The 17,034-nt window shown below is 61.0% G+C and carries 12 protein-coding genes and 4 tRNA genes; 10 read left to right on the forward strand and 6 right to left on the reverse strand.

Annotated features, from left to right (window positions below):
- Window positions 1–1,055 precede the first annotated feature (1,055 nt).
- Together AB4N80_RS13045 and AB4N80_RS13050 are read left to right on the forward strand one after the other, a co-directional pair.
- On the forward strand, window positions 1,056–1,379 hold the full coding sequence (locus AB4N80_RS13045; RefSeq protein ID WP_122569193.1) for an SEL1-like repeat protein: 324 nt from the start codon (window positions 1,056–1,058) through the stop codon (window positions 1,377–1,379).
- 188 nt (window positions 1,380–1,567) lie between these two features.
- Window positions 1,568–2,956, forward strand: coding sequence for a DNA recombination protein RmuC (locus tag AB4N80_RS13050; protein ID WP_163006899.1), 1,389 nt, complete (start codon window positions 1,568–1,570; stop codon window positions 2,954–2,956).
- 146 nt (window positions 2,957–3,102) lie between these two features.
- On the opposite strand, the gene AB4N80_RS13055 is transcribed toward AB4N80_RS13050, so the two are convergent.
- Both AB4N80_RS13055 and AB4N80_RS13060 read right to left on the reverse strand, forming a co-directional pair.
- A complete protein-coding gene (locus tag AB4N80_RS13055; RefSeq protein ID WP_122569191.1) occupies window positions 3,103–6,573 on the reverse strand; it encodes a hybrid sensor histidine kinase/response regulator in 3,471 nt (1,156 codons plus the stop codon).
- 333 nt (window positions 6,574–6,906) lie between these two features.
- A complete protein-coding gene (locus AB4N80_RS13060; RefSeq protein ID WP_122569190.1) occupies window positions 6,907–7,446 on the reverse strand; it encodes a TetR/AcrR family transcriptional regulator in 540 nt (179 codons plus the stop codon).
- A 103-nt stretch (window positions 7,447–7,549) separates the two neighbouring features.
- On the opposite strand from AB4N80_RS13060, the gene AB4N80_RS13065 reads away from it, so the two are divergent.
- The 4 genes from AB4N80_RS13065 to AB4N80_RS13080 all read left to right on the forward strand — a co-directional run bounded on the left by AB4N80_RS13065 (window position 7,550) and on the right by AB4N80_RS13080 (window position 12,328).
- Window positions 7,550–8,740, forward strand: a complete 1,191-nt coding sequence (locus tag AB4N80_RS13065; protein ID WP_122569189.1) for an MFS transporter — start codon at window positions 7,550–7,552, stop codon at window positions 8,738–8,740.
- 69 nt (window positions 8,741–8,809) lie between these two features.
- Window positions 8,810–9,121 (forward strand): cupin domain-containing protein, encoded by a 312-nt coding sequence (locus tag AB4N80_RS13070; RefSeq protein WP_122569188.1) that lies wholly within the window; start codon window positions 8,810–8,812, stop codon window positions 9,119–9,121.
- 103 nt (window positions 9,122–9,224) lie between these two features.
- The gene (locus tag AB4N80_RS13075; protein WP_122569187.1) at window positions 9,225–10,373 is read left to right on the forward strand and encodes a TDT family transporter; all 1,149 of its coding nucleotides are present in this window, start codon (window positions 9,225–9,227) and stop codon (window positions 10,371–10,373) included.
- A gap of 80 nt (window positions 10,374–10,453) precedes the next feature.
- Window positions 10,454–12,328 (forward strand): MFS transporter, encoded by a 1,875-nt coding sequence (locus AB4N80_RS13080; protein WP_122569186.1) that lies wholly within the window; start codon window positions 10,454–10,456, stop codon window positions 12,326–12,328.
- A 148-nt stretch (window positions 12,329–12,476) separates the two neighbouring features.
- On the opposite strand, the gene sugE is transcribed toward AB4N80_RS13080, so the two are convergent.
- The 3 genes from sugE to rdgC form a co-directional block, all read right to left on the reverse strand.
- A complete protein-coding gene (gene sugE, locus AB4N80_RS13085; protein WP_123346156.1) occupies window positions 12,477–12,791 on the reverse strand; it encodes a quaternary ammonium compound efflux SMR transporter SugE in 315 nt (104 codons plus the stop codon).
- Window positions 12,792–12,909: 118 nt separating this feature from the next.
- On the reverse strand, window positions 12,910–13,875 hold the full coding sequence (locus AB4N80_RS13090) for a bile acid:sodium symporter family protein (RefSeq protein WP_305468053.1): 966 nt from the start codon (window positions 13,873–13,875) through the stop codon (window positions 12,910–12,912).
- Between the two features lie 144 nt (window positions 13,876–14,019).
- On the reverse strand, window positions 14,020–14,940 hold the full coding sequence (gene rdgC, locus AB4N80_RS13095; RefSeq protein WP_014339706.1) for a recombination-associated protein RdgC: 921 nt from the start codon (window positions 14,938–14,940) through the stop codon (window positions 14,020–14,022).
- Between the two features lie 160 nt (window positions 14,941–15,100).
- Here rdgC and AB4N80_RS13100 point away from each other — a divergent pair.
- The 4 genes from AB4N80_RS13100 (at window position 15,101) to AB4N80_RS13115 (ending at window position 15,616) form a co-directional block, all read left to right on the forward strand.
- Window positions 15,101–15,176 (forward strand) — tRNA-Val (locus AB4N80_RS13100).
- 19 nt (window positions 15,177–15,195) lie between these two features.
- A tRNA-Asp gene (locus AB4N80_RS13105) sits at window positions 15,196–15,272 on the forward strand.
- Window positions 15,273–15,446: 174 nt separating this feature from the next.
- A tRNA-Val gene (locus AB4N80_RS13110) sits at window positions 15,447–15,522 on the forward strand.
- Window positions 15,523–15,539: 17 nt separating this feature from the next.
- Window positions 15,540–15,616 (forward strand) — tRNA-Asp (locus AB4N80_RS13115).
- Window positions 15,617–15,869: 253 nt separating this feature from the next.
- On the opposite strand, the gene AB4N80_RS13120 is transcribed toward AB4N80_RS13115, so the two are convergent.
- On the reverse strand, window positions 15,870–17,006 hold the full coding sequence (locus AB4N80_RS13120) for a catalase family protein (RefSeq protein ID WP_460082374.1): 1,137 nt from the start codon (window positions 17,004–17,006) through the stop codon (window positions 15,870–15,872).
- Window positions 17,007–17,034: the final 28 nt, after the last annotated feature.

Here is a 17,034-nt window from a genome sequence, read left to right on the forward strand (position 1 = left end):
GTGCAACGTTAAAACGTTCCAGTAACGTCGACCACCATTGGTCGAACGAAGAACCCGACTGGAACAAAGCAGCCAGTTTGAGCGCTATATAAGTGCGCGCTTGGGCTGGCAGGTAGGTACTTAGGAGGGCAGGCAACACATCGAGGGCAAAGGTTCTGGGCCCGGGGTGAAGATCCTGATCAATTTTGCAGGTTGGTTCGGTCAGAGTAATGAGCCTGGCAACACCCTTTGCATTCGATCAAAGGCTGTGTTGACGCAAGGTTTACCTGGAAACCATCGAGGGGGCCGGTCTCCTTTTTTCGGTGAGGCGTCCTTTGGAGGATGGCTGACCGCGGAGATGTGTTCGACCCGGAATTGACTTTCAGCTTGGTACTAACGCTGCGGATACTAACGGATCGAACCCATGAAGGGAAGGGCGTTGGTTAAAAAATATTCAAGTGAGCCATGGCAGGAAAGCCGAGCCATGTTCTGTGGCGAGGGAGCTTGCTCCCGCTGGGCTGCGCAGCAGCCCAGAACAGCGCCGCTGCGCGCTGGAGCGTCAGCCCGGCCCAGCGGGAGCAAGCTCCCTCGCCACGGGTTGGTTTTCAATCCGATTCAAGAGGAACGGGTTAGCACAGGATCCCAACGGTTGCTGGTGCGGTTACGTCACCCACGCTTCACGCATGGCCGCAGGTTATCCCCAGCTTTTACCGCCAGATGCGCCAAAAAATCGCAGCGTTATAACCGGTTCGGCTGTTACTTGTGCACACTCGCTGTACCACCTGTCACCGAACTGTCATGTCGAAACAATCCGGGATGGGTGCCTGTATCCAAAATTTAAGTCAATGAAAAACATCGCTTTTTTTTACTGGTGAAAAAATCGTCAGTTTGAGCGCAGGCCCCGTTCCACAGGGCTTTGCGCGAGTTCAGGGGGGGTTGTCCACTGAGTTATCCACAGCTTCTGTGGATTGTCCCAAGCGCTTGCTCTAGCACGGGCGTGCCGGTTTTTTTTCGGCTTTACCCGTACGAAAAAAGGAGTAGAGTGGCGCGCCTTCCGATCTGTCCCACAGTGTTTTATGAAGTTTCGCTCAGTATCAAATCCTGTTACCTCCACACCCTCTGGTGTTACCCCACCCAAACGTATGTCGATGCGGGTGGCTGAGTGGCTGCTCGATAGCCCACGGCTAGGGGACAGCCCCAGCGTCAAGCACCTGGCCGGTCGTTTGCTCAAGCAACCGGCCCGTGAAGGCGTGGTGGCCGCGCAAAGTCGCCTTGGGCAGTTGATGTGCCGTGAATGCGGTAACGCCCGGGACCGACGCATTGGCCAAGACCTGCTGCGCCAGGCCGCCCGGGCCGGCGATGATCGTGCCCGCCGGGCCCTCGGTGAAATCGAAGACTGAAATCGCAGACTGCGCTGGGCAACCCCCAGCCGCTTGGTTAACCTTCGGGCTTTATTTGATCGGCAGGAATTGTCATGGCTATGGATTTGACCAGCCTGTTGTTTGGCCTGGCAGGCGCTGCGGTGCCGTTGCTGGCACTGGCCTGGCACCTGCAGCGCCAAGCCGCCGCCGCGCAGACCGAACAGGCCTTGCTGGAAGAGCGCCTGGCCACGGCCCACATGGCCCACGATGGCCTCAACGCCCAGCTCGATGCCTGCCGCGACGAAATCAGCGACCTGAGCCAAGCCAACGCCGCCAAGCAAGCCGAGCTTGCCGCAGCCTGCCGGGAAGTCGAGTTGCTGCAGATCGAGCGCGACAATGCCCGGGATGCGGCCCATGCCTGGAATCTCGAGCGCGCCAACAAGGAAGCCGAACTGCGGCGGCTCGATGCCCAGGCGGCGTCGTTGCAGGCCGAACTGCGTGAGCAGCAGGAAAGCCATCAACAACGCCTGGATGACCTGCAAGGTTCGCGAGATGAGCTGAGGGCACAGTTCGCCGAGCTTGCCGGGAAGATCTTCGACGAACGTGAGCAGCGCTTCGCCGAAACCAGCCAGCAACGCCTGGGCCAGTTGCTCGATCCGCTGAAGGAGCGCATTCAGTCCTTCGAAAAACGTGTTGAAGAAAGTTATCAGGCTGAGGCCCGGGAGCGCTTCTCCCTGGGCAAGGAACTGGAGCGCCTGCAACAACTGAACCTGCGCCTGAGCGACGAAGCCACCAACCTCACCCGGGCGCTCAAGGGTCAGAAGACCCAGGGCAACTGGGGCGAACTGATCCTGGAGCGGGTGCTTGAACATGCCGGCCTGGAGAAGGGCCGCGAGTATCAGACCCAGGTCAGCCTCAAGGGCCCGGACGGCGAGCGGTTCCAGCCGGACGTGTTGATTTATCTGCCGGGCGACAAGCAAGTGGTGGTCGATTCCAAGGTCAGCCTCACGGCCTATCAGCAGTACGTGGCGGCTGAAGATGACGCCATCGGGCAACTGGCCCTCAAGCAACATGTGCTGTCGTTGCGAACTCACGTCAAAGGCTTGGCCGGCAAGGATTACAAGCGCCTGGACGGTTTGCACAGCCTGGATTTCGTGTTGCTGTTCGTGCCAATCGAAGCGGCGTTTTCCGCCGCCCTGCAAGCCGAGCCGAACCTGTTCCAGGAAGCCTTTGACCGCAACATCGTGATCGTCAGCCCGACCACGTTGCTGGCGACGCTACGGGTGATCGACAGCTTGTGGAAGCAGGAGCGCCAGAGCCAGAACGCCCGGGAAATCGCCGAGCGGGCCGGATGGCTGTATGACAAGTTCGTCTTGTTTATCCAGGACCTGGACGAGATCGGCAGTCGCGTGCAGCAGTTGGACAAAGCCTACAGTGCGGCGCGCAACAAACTGACGGAAGGGCGCGGCAACCTGATCAGCCGTAGCGAACAGCTCAAGCTGCTCGGCGCCCGGGCCAGCAAGAGCTTGCCGGCGGAGTTGCTCGAGCGAGCGATGACCGATGCGGATGGCTTGCCTGAGTTGCCGGAAGAAGCCGGCGAGAAAACCCAAGGCTGAAACACAAACCCAGGGCTGAAGCAGAAACTTGTGGCGAGTCATCTTGTGGGAGCAAAGCTTGCTCGCGATGATATCCTTGAGACCGACATCGCGGGCAAGCCTTGCTCCCACAAGATGCCCTTGCACAGGGGCATTATTTGCCCGAATTACAACGGCAAATGCCGACTCAACAACGCCCGCAACGCCGCCGGCTTCACCGGCTTGGCCAAGTAATCCAGGCCCGCCGCGTGCACCAGGGCCACCGTCTCGGGCCGGCCATCGGCGCTGATCACCACCCCCGGTATCGGTTCCCCCATGCGCGTGCGCAACCAGGCCATCAGCTCGGTACCGGTTTCGCCGTCGTCCAGATGAAAATCCACCAGGGCCAGTTGCGGTCGGCCGCCCTGGGCCAGCCAACGCTCGCATTCCTCGCGATTGCGCGCCGTCCACACCTGGCAACCCCAGCGTGTCAGCAGGCTGTTCATGCCGATCAGGATGCTGTCTTCGTTATCGACGCACAGCACTTGGGCGCCGCTTGGCAAGTGACCGTTGGGTTCGGCCACGGGGCTCGGTACGACGGCCTGTGTAGAGGCCACGGGCACGCTGACGCTGAACACGCTGCCGCGCCCCGGCCAGGAACGCACACGCAAGGTATGGCCGAGCACGCGACAGAGCCCGTCGGCGATGGCCAGGCCCAGTCCGAGGCCTTTTTCGGCGCGGGTCTGGTGGCTGTCCAGGCGCTTGAATTCTTCGAAAATGACTTGCAGCTTGTCCTCGGCGATGCCCGGCCCGCGGTCCCAGACTTCCAGGCACAACTCGCCGTTGCGCCGGCGCACGCCCAGCAGCACTGGCCCCCTGGCGTAGCGGAACGCGTTGGTGAGGAAGTTCTGCAAAATGCGCCGCAGCAGCTTGATGTCACTGTCCACCCGCAGCTTCGAGCCGCGCACCCGGAACTTCAAGCCTTGTTCCTGGGCCAGCGCCGTGAACTCTGCGCCGAGGGTATTGAACAGCTCGTTGAGGGCGAAGGGTTTGCGGTCGGGGTTGATCTTGCCGTTTTCCAGGCGGGAGATGTCCAGCAAGTCGGTGATCAGGTCTTCAGCCGAGCGCAGTGAACTGTCCAGGTGGTGCACCAGTTGCCGGGCCTCGCTCGGCAAACCATCGTGCTGGTGGGACAGCGCGGCGGAGAACAGGCGCGCGGCGTTGAGCGGTTGCATCAGGTCGTGGCTGACCGCCGCCAGGAACCGGGTCTTGGATTGATAGGCCGCTTCGGCGGTGCTCTTGGCTTCGGTCAGGGCCAGGTTCAATTGGGACAATTCCCGGGTGCGTTCGGCCACCCGTTGCTCCAGCCCTTCGTTGGCTTCGGTCAGCGCCTGTGCGGCCTCACGGAAGGCGGTGATGTCGGTGAAACTCATGACGAAACCGCCACCGGGCATCGGGTTGCCGATCAGTTCGATGACCCGGCCGTTGGGGAACAGCCGTTCAGAGGTATGGGCACGGCCCTGGCGCATCCAGTGCAGGCGCCTGGCGACGTGGACTTCCGCCTCGCCCGGCCCGCAGAGGCCACGTTCGGCGTTGTAGCGGATGATGTCGGCAATGGGCCGGCCGACACTGATCAAGCCGTCCGGGTACTTGAACAGCTCCAGGTAGCGGCGGTTCCACGCCACGAGCCTGAGGGACTGGTCGACCACGCTGATACCCTGGCTGATGTTCTCGATGGCGCCTTGCAACAGGGCACGGTTGAACTGCAGCACTTCCGACGCTTCGTCCGCGATCCGGACCACGTCTTCGAGCTGCATCTCTCGACCTTCGATGGCGGCTTTTACGACCGCCCGTGTCGAAGAGGCGCCGAGTACACCGGCCAGCAGGCGTTCGGTGTGGGCGATCCATTCGCTGTCGGCGTTCTGGTTCGGGTTGAAGCCTTTGCCCTGGCGGTAGGCGAAGCGAATAAAACTCTGCCGCGCCCGCTCTTCGCCGACGAAACGCGCGGCCAGTTGCAACAGGTCTTCGATGTGCACCGCCAGCATTGAGCGGGGGTTGGGGCGGGCGCTGATTTCCTGGCCAATGAAGCGCCCGGCCTGCCAGTGTTCCGAGACGCGTGTGCGCGACAGCACGGACACCCAGGCAAACAGTGTGAAGTTGCCAGCCAGGGACAGGACCACCCCTTGGGTCAGCGGCGTAATCGGCAGGTTCAAGGGATTGCCATGCAGCCAGGCCAGGCCTGGGAAACTACTGAGCGACCAGCCCAGGCTGTGGGCGGCAATCGGCAGCACCAGGGTGTAAAACCACAAAAAGATCCCCGTGGCGAGGCCGGCGAACACGCCGCGGCGGTTGGCCTGTTTCCAGTACAGCGCGCCGAGCATGGCCGGGGCCAGTTGGGTCACGGCGGCGAAGGCGATCTGGCCGATGGTCGCCAGGCTCGCCGTCGAGCCCAACAGCCGATAGCTGACATAGGCCAGCAACAGGATCACCACGATGCTGACCCGCCGCACCGACAGCATCCACTGGCGGAACACCTCGAACGGGCGTTCGGCGGCGTTGCGCCGCAACAGCCAGGGCAGCAACATGTCGTTGGAGACCATGGTCGACAGCGCCACGCTGGCCACGATCACCATGCCAGTAGCCGCCGACGCGCCGCCGATGAACGCCAGCACGGCCAGGGCCGGATGAGCCTGGGCCAGCGGCAGACTGATGACGAACGAGTCCGGCAGCACCGAGCTGGGCAGCATCATCTGCCCGGCGAGGGCGATGGGCACCACGAACAGCGCAGCCAAGGCCAGGTAGGCGGGAAATACCCACTTGGCCAGACGCAGGTCCTGGGGCTCGATGTTTTCCACCACGGTCACGTGGAACTGCCGCGGCAAGCAGATGATCGCCATCATCGCCACCCCGGTCTGCACCACCATGGACGGCCAGTTGATGGTTTCTTTCCAGTACTGCTCCAGGCGCGGCGCGAGCATCGCCTGGTTGAACAGGTCCTCGAAACCGTCGTACAGGCCGTACGTCACGAACGCGCCGACCGCCAGGAAGGCAAGCAGCTTGACCAGGGATTCGAAGGCGATCGCCAACACCATGCCGCGGTGGTGTTCGGTGGCGTCCAGGTTGCGGGTGCCGAACACGATGGTGAACAGCGCCAGGATCAGCGAGACGATCAGCGCGGTGTCCTGGGCGCGGGTACCCATGGCATCGGCACCGGCGCCGATCAGCAGGTTCACCCCGAGCACGATGCCCTTGAGCTGCAAGGCAATGTACGGCAGTACGCCCACCAGGCAGATCAGTGCGACCACCACTGCCAGGGATTGGGACTTGCCGTAGCGGGCGGCGATGAAGTCGGCGATGGAGGTGATGTTCTCCTGTTTGCTGATCATCACCATTTTCTGCAGGACCCACGGCGCCAGCACCAGCAGCAGTATCGGCCCGAGGTAGATCGGCAGGAACGACCAGAGCTGTTCGGCGGCCTGGCCCACGGCGCCAAAGAACGTCCAGCTGGTGCAATACACCGCCAGCGACAGGCTGTAGACCCAGGCCCGCACCCGTGGCGGCAGCGGCGTGCTGCGCCGGTCGCCGTAGAAGGCGATGGCGAACATGATGGCCATATAGGCCAGGGCGACAACGGCGATCAGCCCGCTGGACAACGACATGGAAACTCCCGGACAAAGACACCGGGACTTGCGCCCGGCAGGACAGTCTCGCATGCCCGCTCGGGTTCGTCAGTGTCGACCAAGGTCGAGGCGTGGTGGGGTGTCGCAGGTTGCGATCAGCATTGGGTTAGATGTGTGAACACAAAATTTATGTTCGCCTAAGACTCAGTGTGGGAGCGGGCTTGCTCGCGAAGGCGATGGCACATTCAACATTGATGCAAGCTGACCCAGCGCTTTCGCGAGCAAGCCCGCTCCCACAAGGGACCTGAGGTGAATACAAATCCATGGTTCACCCAGATCACTGTGGGAGCGAGCTTGCTCGCGATAGCGGCCTTACTGACCCAACGCAATATCCACCAACCGATACAACTCCCCCACCTCCAACGGCGCGCTGGCAAAGAGAATGCGGAACACCGTCGGCGCCACCACCACATTGATCAGCCGCTCGACGCCTGGATTGGGTTCATCGGGGTAGCGGTCCAGGATGATCTGCAACTGACGGCTGAGGATCCCCACGCAATACCCCGGCGTGGCGCAGGCCTGGATGTCGCGCATCATGTTGCGACCGGGCTCGGAGCTCATTTCGTCCAGGTACTGCTCGGCCCAGGCGCGCAGGTCGCCGCGCAAGCTGCCGGTGTCGATCGGCTCGCCGTCGGGGCGCATGCGGGCGATGGCGACGTCGGCCAGCAGCGCCGGCAGATCGCCCCAGCGCCGGTAGATGGTGGACGGCGTCACCCCGGCGCGCGCAGCGATTTGCGGCACGGTCAGTGTGGCGCGCTCCTGCTCTTGCAGCAGGGCGCGGACCGCCGAGTGAATCGATTCCTGGACCCGGGCGCTTCGACCGCCGGGGCGTAAACCTTCTTTAATAGCCATGCGTCAGACCTTAACACAAAGAATTTGCTTTAAGCGCGCGCCGGTAGCACACTCCGCAAAAGCAAAAAATTAGCTTTTGCGAATGTTCTTGTGGAGCGTGCCCATGTCCCATCCAGCTTCGACCCGCGCCAGCCTGATCTTCCTGGCGCTCACTTTGCTCGGTTTTCTCGCCGCGTCCAGCGCGCCGACGCCGTTGTATCACCTCTATCAGGAACAGTTGCAATTTTCCCCGGCCGTTCTAACGCTGATTTTCGGTGTGTACGCTTTCAGTTTGCTGGCGGCCTTGCTGACCGTAGGGTCGCTGTCGGATTACCTCGGCCGCAAACCGGTGATCTTCGTGGCGCTGTTGCTCAACATGTTGGCGATGCTGCTGTTTATCTGCGCCGACAGCGTCGCCTGGTTGATCGGTGCTCGGTTGATCCAGGGGTTCGCCACCGGCATGGCCACCAGTGTGCTGGGTGCGGCCTTGCTGGACTTCGACCGTCGCCAAGGCCCGTTGATCACCAGCGTTGCGCCGCTGTTGGGCATGGCGTGCGGGGCGCTGGGCTGTGGCCTGCTGGCCGAGTTCGCGCCGTTGCCGTTGCAACTGACGTATTGGCTGCTGCTGGGGGTGTTCCTGACCCAGGCCGTTTACCTGTGGCGCCTGAAAGAAAGCGTCAGCCCGCAAACCGGTGCCTGGCAGTCCTTGCGCCCGACTTTGCATGTGGCGCCCCAGGCGCGGCAAGCCTTGTGGCGAGTCCTGCCACTGGACCTGGCGGCCTGGGCGGTGGGCGGTTTCTACCTGTCATTGGCGCCGTCCCTGGTGCGGGCGGCCACCGGATCGACCTCCAACCTGATCGGTGGCGCGCTGGTGGCGGTGTTGACCCTCAGCGGCGCGTTAGCCATCTACCTGTTGCGCAACCAGGAGGCCGACAAAATGTTGCGCCCGTCCGCCGGCCTGTTGGTGATCGGCCTGGCATTGGTGCTGGTGGCGGTGCATGGCGCCAGCTTGCCGTTGTTCTTCGTCGGCACGCTGATCACCGGTGGCGGTTTTGGCGCAGGGTTCCTGGGGGCGCTGCGCAGCATCATGCCGCTGGCCTTGCCCCACGAACGAGCCGGCTTGATGTCGGCGTTCTATGTCCTCAGTTACCTGGCCTTCAGCTTGCCGTCGCTGCTGGCGGGGAACCTGACGCGGGTGTTCGGCTTGATCCCGACGACCGATGGGTATGGCGCTGTGTTGATTGTGTTGTGTGTCTCGGCGCTGCTGGGGTTACGCCAGTCGATAAAACCGCTTACCGATGGCGTTCGCCCTTGAAGCCGAGCATGCAGGTGTCCCTGGCAGTGGGTTAGTCTTGGCGCCTCAGACTTCTTCCGGACGGATCCCTTGAAAATCATTCGCAGCAAATCCTTCACCGGTGACCGCGCCTGGGCGGCGCTGGATATCGCCAACATGAACGGCATCACCACACGCTTGCACTGGACCGATCAGCCGTACAAATGGCACATCAACGACGGCCAGGAAGTCTTCGTGGTGCTCGATGGGCAAGTGCAGATGTGCTATCGGGAAGAGGGCGTCGAAAAGGCGGCTTTGCTGGAAGCCGGGGACATTTTCTACGCCTCGGTGGGCACCGAGCATGTCGCCAAGCCTTTGGGCGAAGCGAGGATCCTGGTGATCGAGAGCGAGGGCAGCGTCTGACCATTATCTGTAAAGTAGATAACAGATAGAGAAATTACCCGTTATATAGATATTCAATCCGGCTCTAGCATGGCTTCACCTCATCCGAGGAGAGGAGTTCGCCATGACATGCTGTGCTGCAAAAAACCACCTGCGCCCCTTGAGCCATTTGCCCAGGCCGTTGGAGGCCATTCGCCAATTCACGCCTAACTGGTTTGCCGTGGTCATGGGCACTGGTGTGCTGGCGCTGGCCTTGGCGCAATGGCCGACGACGATGCCTGGCCTGCACGCCTTGGGCGAAGGGTTGTGGTTGTTCAACACGCTGTTGTTCGTGGTGTTCGCCTTGATGTACACAGCCCGTTGGGTGCTGTTCTTCGACGAAGCGCGACGGATTTTCGGCCATTCAACGGTCTCGATGTTTTTCGGCACCATTCCCATGGGGCTGGCGACCCTCATCAATGGCTTGTTGGTCTTTGGGCTGCCGCGTTGGGGGGAGGGCGTGGTGGCGGTGGCCGAGGCGTTATGGTGGATCGACGTGGCCATGTCCCTGGCTTGCGGTGTGCTGATTCCATTCTTGATGTTCACCCGCCAGGAACACCGCATCGACCAGATGACCGCCGTGTGGTTGTTGCCGGTGGTGGCCGCCGAAGTCGCGGCGGCCAGCGGCGGGTTGTTGGCGCCGCATCTGGCCGACACTCATGCACAACTGGTCATGCTGGTGACCAGCTACGTGCTCTGGGCCTTTTCCCTGCCGGTGGCGTTCAGCATCCTGACGATTCTGTTGTTGCGCATGGCCTTGCACAAATTGCCTCACGAAAACATGGCCGCCTCGAGCTGGCTGGCCCTCGGCCCGATTGGCACCGGTGCCCTGGGCATGTTGCTGCTGGGCAGTGATGCCCCACTGATTTTTGCTGCCAATGGCCTGCCCGGGGTGGGCGACATCGCCGCCGGGTTAGGCCTGGTGGCCGGCATCACGCTGTGGGGCCTGGGGTTGTGGTGGATGCTGATGGCGCTGCTGATCACCGCGCGCTACCTGCGCGCCGGCATCCCCTTCAACCTCGGCTGGTGGGGCTTTACCTTTCCCCTGGGCGTGTACGCGCTGACCACGCTGAAGCTTGCGGGCCTGCTGGGCCTGGGTTTTTTCAGCGTGTTCGGTGGTGTGTTGGTGACGATGCTGGTGGTGCTGTGGCTGATCGTCGGGCGGCGTACGGTGCTGGGTGCCTGGCACGGTGAGTTGTTTGTGTCGCCCTGTATTGCAGGGCTGGCGAAATAATCGCTAAAGACAGGTAATGTGTGGCCTGGATCGAAAAACGTTCATTCAATAAGCGTCCACGCCACTCAGGAACATGGAAGATGAGTCACCCTTCGCAGTTCACCTTGCTTCGCACGCGGCGTTTCCTGCCGTTCTTCATCACGCAGTCCTTGGGCGCGTTCAACGACAACATTTTCAAGCAGTCGCTGATCCTCGCTATTCTCTACAAACTGACCATCGAGGGTGACCGCTCGATTTGGGTCAACCTCTGCGCGCTGCTGTTCATTCTGCCGTTCTTTCTGTTCTCGGCACTGGCGGGGCAGTTCGGGGAAAAATTCGCCAAGGACGCGTTGATTCGTCTGATCAAGCTCGGTGAAATCGCCATCATGGCGGTCGGCGCAGTAGGGTTTCTGTTCGATCATTTGCCGCTGATGCTGGTGGCGCTGTTCGCCATGGGCACGCATTCGGCGCTGTTCGGTCCGGTGAAGTATTCGATCCTGCCCCAGGCCTTGCACGAGGAAGAACTGGTCGGCGGCAATGGCCTGGTGGAGATGGGCACCTTCCTGGCGATCCTGGCCGGCACCATTGGCGCCGGGATCATGATGTCCTCGACGCATTACGCCCCGGTGGTGTCCGCCGCGATCATTGGTGTTGCGGTGCTCGGTTACCTGGCCAGCCGCGGCATTCCGCGCGCGGCGGCGGCCTCGCCGCAAATGCGCCTGAACTGGAACATTTTCAGTCAATCCTGGGCCACCCTGAAACTGGGGCTGGGGCAAACCCCGGCGGTGTCCCGGTCGATTGTCGGCAACTCCTGGTTCTGGTTCGTCGGGGCGATTTACCTGACGCAGATCCCGGCCTATGCCAAGGAGTGGATGCACGGCGACGAAACCGTGGTGACCTTGATCCTGACGGTGTTCTCGGTGGGGATCGCCTTGGGTTCGATGCTCTGTGAAAAGCTGTCCGGACGCAAAGTCGAGATCGGCCTGGTGCCGTTCGGCTCGTTCGGGCTCACCGTATTCGGTCTGTTGCTGTGGTGGCATTCCGGTGGAATCCCCGACAGCGTCGAGGGCCACGGTTGGCTTGAAGTGCTCGGTTTCGGTCACGCCTGGCTGGTGTTGATCGACATCCTGGGCCTGGGTGTCTTCGGTGGGTTCTACATCGTGCCGCTGTACGCGTTGATCCAGTCGCGCACCGTCGAGAACGAGCGGGCGCGGGTGATTGCCGCCAACAATATTCTCAACGCGTTGTTCATGGTGGTCTCAGCCATCGTCTCCATCGTGTTGCTGAGCCTGGCCAAACTGTCGATCCCGCAGTTGTTCCTGGTGGTGTCGTTGCTCAACATCGGCGTCAACGCCTACATCTTCAAGATCGTCCCCGAGTTCAGCATGCGTTTCATGATCTGGCTGCTGAGCCATTCCATGTACCGCGTGGAGCATCGCAACCTGGAGGCGATTCCCGATGAGGGGGCTGCGCTGTTGGTCTGCAACCACGTTTCCTTCGTCGATGCCTTGCTGATTGGCGGCGCGGTGCGTCGGCCGATTCGCTTCGTGATGTACTACAAGATCTACAACCTGCCGGTGCTGAATTTCATCTTCCGCACCGCTGGGACCATCCCGATTGCCGGGCGCCAGGAAGACATTCAGATCTACGAAAAAGCCTTCAAGCGAATTGCCCAATACCTGAAGGACGGTGAGCTGGTGTGCATTTTCCCTGAAGGAAAATTGACCGCTGACGGTGAGATCAATGAGTTCAAGAGCGGACTGACACGCATCCTCCAGGAAACCCCGGTGCCGGTGATTCCCTTGGCGCTGCAGGGCTTGTGGGGCAGTTTCTTCAGTCGCGACCCGGCCAAAGGGCTGTTTCGCCGATTCTGGTCGCGGGTGACGTTGGTGGCGGGTTCGGCGGTGGCGGTGGAAGTGGCTGAGCCCGCGAAGTTGCAGGCGTTGGTGGGGCAATTGCGTGGGACTGTCAGGTAAGAAGAACCTGTGGGAACAAGGAGCTGTGGGAGCAAGGCTTGCCCGCGATGACGGTCTCAAGGACGCCATCGCGAGCAAGCTTTGCTCCCACAGGTTTTGCTCCTACAAGCTCCACTGTTCCTAGAAGGTCTTGCTCCCACAGGTCAATTCAGGCGCTGACCTTGAGCCCGATCAACCCTGTAACGATCAACGCCACGCTGGCCAGGCGAACCAGCGCCATCGACTCTCCAAACAAAATGATCCCGGCGATCACCGTGCCCACGGCACCGACCCCGGTCCAGATCGCATAGGCGGTCCCCAGCGGCAGTTCCTTCATCGCCAGGCCGAGCAGGCCGAGGCTGATCGCCATGGCGGCGATGGTCAGTGCGGTGGGGAGGGGGCGGCTGAAGCCGTCGGTGTACTTCAGGCCGACAGCCCAGCCGACTTCGAACAGGCCGGCAAAAAACAGAATGATCCAGGACATCACACACCTCATCGATGGGTGGGGTCGTCCCCGGAGAATGAACGCGATGGCGTTGCGGGGTCGTCCCCGCATTGGGCGCAAGAATGCCCAATGCTGACTGTTCGGTCAAGTCGCTCGGTCAGTCCGCCGCTCGGCCCGCAAGCAGTTCCCGGTCGTGTTTTTCGCTCATGCGCCGGAAGTACGTCGAGAGCAGGGCCCCGGAAATGTTGTGCCAGACGCTGAACAGCGCACTGGGTACTGCCGCCAGCGGCGAAAAGTGCGCGCTCGCCAACGCCGCGCCGAGGCCGGAGTTCTGCATGCCTACTTCCAACGACAAGGTTTTGCGCTGAGCCAACGGCAGGCCGAACAAACGCCCGGTGAAGTACCCCAGCAGATAACCGAAGCTGTTGTGCAGCATCACGATGGCCATGATCAGCAGGCCGGACTCGGCGATCTTCGCCTGACTGGCTGCGACCACCGCTGCCACAATGATCACGATGCTCACCACCGAAATCAGCGGCAACACGTCTATGGCATGACGCACCCGGGCACCCAACAGACGTTGAGCGACGATGCCCAGCGCGATCGGCACCAGGACGATTTGCAGGATCGACCAGAACAGCGCCGAGAACGACACCGGCAACCAGGCCGAGGCCAGCAGCCAGATCAGCGCAGGGGTCAGCAGAGGGGCCAGCAGGGTGGTGATGGCGGAAATCGCCACGGCCAGGGCCAGGTCACCGCGAGCCAGCCAGGTCATGACATTGGACGACGTGCCGCTCGGGCAGCAACCCACCAGGATCACGCCGACGGCGATCTCCGGCGGCAGGCTGAACACTTGGCAAAGCAGCCACGCCGTGCCGGGCATGATCACGAATTGGGCAACCACCCCCAGGGCTACGCGCCCCGGATGACGGGCGACTTCGGCAAAGTCTTCCAGCTTGAGTGCCAGGCCCATGCCGAACATCACCAGGCCCAGAAGCGGCACGATGGCGATTTTCAGGCCGACGAACCACTGCGGTTGCAGGAATGCCAGTACCGCGAAAAACAGTACCCAGTAAGCGAAGGTATTGCCGACAAAGCGACTCAATGCAGCCAATGCGCGCATGACCTGATCCTTATTATTAAGAACACCGAATACTAATGTGGGAGCGAGCTTGCTCGCGATAGCGCAGTGTCAGTCAACATCTAGGTGGCTGTCATACCGCTATCGCGAGCAAGCTCGCTCCCACAAGGGTAACCAATCTGGGGTTTAGATCCCCTGCGGAATCTCTTCCCCGCCCAACGCTTCAACCAGCGCCGGCAGGAACTCGCCGAACGTCAGCATCATCAGCGTAAAACTGGCATCCAGTTGGCCGAGGGCTTCGTCGCCACCGTCCTGCTCCGCCTGGTCCTGCAGCAGGTCTTCGAATTTCAGGCGCTTGACCACCATCTTGTCGTCGAGCACGAAGGACAGCTTGTCCTGCCAGGCCAGCGACAGTTGCGTGACGACCTTGCCGGTGTTCAGGTGCAGCTGGATTTCGTCGCTGGTCAGGTCCTGGCGCTTGCAGCGCACGATGCCGCCGTCTTCGTGGGTGTCGCGCAGTTCGCATTCATCCAGTACGAAGAAATCGTCCGCGGCTTTCTGGGTCTTGACCCAGTCGGTCATGGTGGCGGTCGGGGCCATCTTCACCGTCAGCGGGCGTACCGGCAGCGAGCCGATGACTTCGCGCAGGGTGGACAGCAGGTCTTCGGCACGTTTCGGGCTGGCCGAGTTCACCAGGATCAGGCCCTGTTTCGGCGCGATGGCAGCGAAGGTGGACGAGCGACGGATGAACGCACGGGGCAGGAACGCCTGGATGATTTCATCCTTGAGCTGGTCCCGTTCCTTTTTATAGACCTTGCGCATTTGCTCGGCTTCGATCTCTTCGACCTTTTCCTTCAGGGCATCGCGCACGACGCTGCCCGGCAAGATGCGTTCTTCCTTGCGCGCGGCGATCAGCAGGAAGTCCTGGCTGACGTGCACCAGCGGTGCGTCTTCGCCTTTGCCAAACGGCGCGACGAAACCGTAAGTGGTCAACTCCTGGCTTGCACATGGACGCGCCAGTTTGCTGGCCAGTGCAGTTTCCAACGCCTCGGCATCAAAAGGCAGATCTTGGGTCAGGCGATAGATAAGCAGGTTTTTGAACCACATGGGGTGAGTCTCTCCTTTATACAAAGGGGGGCATTATTCTCTTCGCGGCGCCATAGGCCAACCCTTCGCTAAGCCTTTGGAAGGCCTGAAAAAATTAATTTAAAAAGTGCTTGCCAGCTTAAAGACTGCTCCGTAGAATGCGCGCCACACCGAAAGCGAAGGGTGATTAGCTCAGCTGGGAGAGCGTCTGCCTTACAAGCAGAATGTCGGCGGTTCGATCCCGTCATCACCCACCATTCGTTCAACGTGTTACGCGCAGCGGTAGTTCAGTCGGTTAGAATACCGGCCTGTCACGCCGGGGGTCGCGGGTTCGAGTCCCGTCCGCTGCGCCATATTCGGTTACCTGGAACGCTGAACGCCAGGTCACCACGGAAAGCCCGCTCACGCGGGCTTTTTGCTGTTTGCAGTTCCTGTGGTGTGCGTCGCTCCTTTTTTTGCTGAATTTGCTAATTAAATCAGCACGTTACGAAAAACTGTGAGAGAATGCGCCCCGCATCGAAAGTGAAGGGTGATTAGCTCAGCTGGGAGAGCGTCTGCCTTACAAGCAGAATGTCGGCGGTTCGATCCCGTCATCACCCACCAAACTTTCAATGTTACGCGCAGCGGTAGTTCAGTCGGTTAGAATACCGGCCTGTCACGCCGGGGGTCGCGGGTTCGAGTCCCGTCCGCTGCGCCATATTCGGTTATCTGGAATGCTGAACGCCAGGTGGCTACTAGAAACGACGCTTTTCCTTTTCGAGGGAAGAGCGTCGTTTTTTTTGTTCTTTTTTTGTGTGTATATCCGTTGCTGCGGTTATGGCCACTTAGGGTTCCGCCCTGACGGCGGGTCACTTTTGAAGAGCCCGGAAGCCGGCCCAGTCAAAAGTGACCCGCTTTAAGAGCGGAACCGTCAGCAGCCGTTACCGAAATAACGGATATACGCCCCCCATCTACTGCTCAGCATTACGCCGATGACGATAATCGCTGACCGCCTCATACACCGCTTTACGCAACCGATTGATCCCACCAATAGGCCGATGCGCCTCAATCCCAAACCAAGGATTGAACGACTGATTATCACAAGCCAGATTCAGCTTGGGCGTATCAAAATCCTGAGCCGGCACCTTAATGCGCGCCACGGTCTCGAACGGCGCATCACTTTCCCGCCATTCAATGCTGGTGTCTTCAATCGGCATGTACTTGCTCGGATCCTGACGCTGGATCTGCAAGACAAAACACGCCGGCACCCGGTCTGTGGATAACTGCTGATTCAATGCGCTACGCAAAAAGTTCGGCAGGTCCTGGTTCTGGGGCGGCAGGATGTAGCTAGGGCAACTGTCCGGATCCGGCGCGACGCGAAACTTGGCGTTGGCCTCGCCAAACTTATAAGGCGATACCGAGAAATAAGTGGTCTGGGTCGGGCTGGCCGGAGCCGGCGAGAGTGTCGCCAGAGCGATGAACAAATGACGGATCTGCCAACTGCGCGGGTCCAGGCTCGGAAAAAAAGCCATCGCCTTCTTCCCGTCAGCCTGAGCGGCCACATTCTGACGGTACTCGGCGACATCACTGACAAAGAAGTTCGGATGATTGAACATCACGAAATCCTGCTCGCCAAATGATTGCCGGTCCGCCAGCAATTGCTTGCCGGGTACATTCATCAGCTTGATCGCCATCCCTCGAGCATCGCGCAGGCTGTCGAATTGCGGATAAGCATTGCCATTTGACAGGCGGATCGTTGCCTGCCAAGTCTTGCCCGGTTCGGCAAACACGCCTTGGCGCAACGGTACCGGCAGGTCGCTCGGCACCTGGACTTCGGCCATGACGCAACCATGGGCCTTGGCATGGGCGTCGCGCAGGTAACGCGTGCCTTCGCGGTGCTGATCGACGATGCGGATCGCGGTCTGGATGATGTCCTGGGTCATGGCGGCTTCGCCGGGTGCAACCTGTTCCTTGTCCGGGACCGGTCCCCTGTGCTGCCAGGCAAACCAGGCCGTGGACAGGGCCCAGCCGAGCAACCCGATACCCAGCAGCCACAGGAGCGTCTTGCCTAAAAAGGCGCCGAGGCGCAGCCAGAGGGTGATCAACATGCCAACATCCTTTTACCGGTGAGGTTCA

This window comes from Pseudomonas sp. H3_A02, from assembly GCF_054671965.1.

Excerpts from the sequence above, each read along its gene's own strand:
- AB4N80_RS13065 (WP_122569189.1), top strand. The coding sequence starts at position 7,550 with ATGTCCCATCCAGCTTCGACCCGCGCCAGCCTGATCTTCCTGGCGCTC.
- AB4N80_RS13075 (WP_122569187.1), top strand. The coding sequence starts at position 9,225 with ATGACATGCTGTGCTGCAAAAAACCACCTGCGCCCCTTGAGCCATTTG.
- AB4N80_RS13080 (WP_122569186.1), top strand. The coding sequence starts at position 10,454 with ATGAGTCACCCTTCGCAGTTCACCTTGCTTCGCACGCGGCGTTTCCTG.
- AB4N80_RS13090 (WP_305468053.1), bottom strand. The coding sequence starts at position 13,875 with ATGCGCGCATTGGCTGCATTGAGTCGCTTTGTCGGCAATACCTTCGCT.
- AB4N80_RS13060 (WP_122569190.1), bottom strand. The coding sequence starts at position 7,446 with ATGGCTATTAAAGAAGGTTTACGCCCCGGCGGTCGAAGCGCCCGGGTC.
- AB4N80_RS13120 (WP_460082374.1), bottom strand. The coding sequence starts at position 17,006 with ATGTTGATCACCCTCTGGCTGCGCCTCGGCGCCTTTTTAGGCAAGACG.
- sugE (WP_123346156.1), bottom strand. The coding sequence starts at position 12,791 with ATGTCCTGGATCATTCTGTTTTTTGCCGGCCTGTTCGAAGTCGGCTGG.
- rdgC (WP_014339706.1), bottom strand. The coding sequence starts at position 14,940 with ATGTGGTTCAAAAACCTGCTTATCTATCGCCTGACCCAAGATCTGCCT.
- AB4N80_RS13055 (WP_122569191.1), bottom strand. The coding sequence starts at position 6,573 with ATGTCGTTGTCCAGCGGGCTGATCGCCGTTGTCGCCCTGGCCTATATG.
- AB4N80_RS13045 (WP_122569193.1), top strand. The coding sequence starts at position 1,056 with ATGAAGTTTCGCTCAGTATCAAATCCTGTTACCTCCACACCCTCTGGT.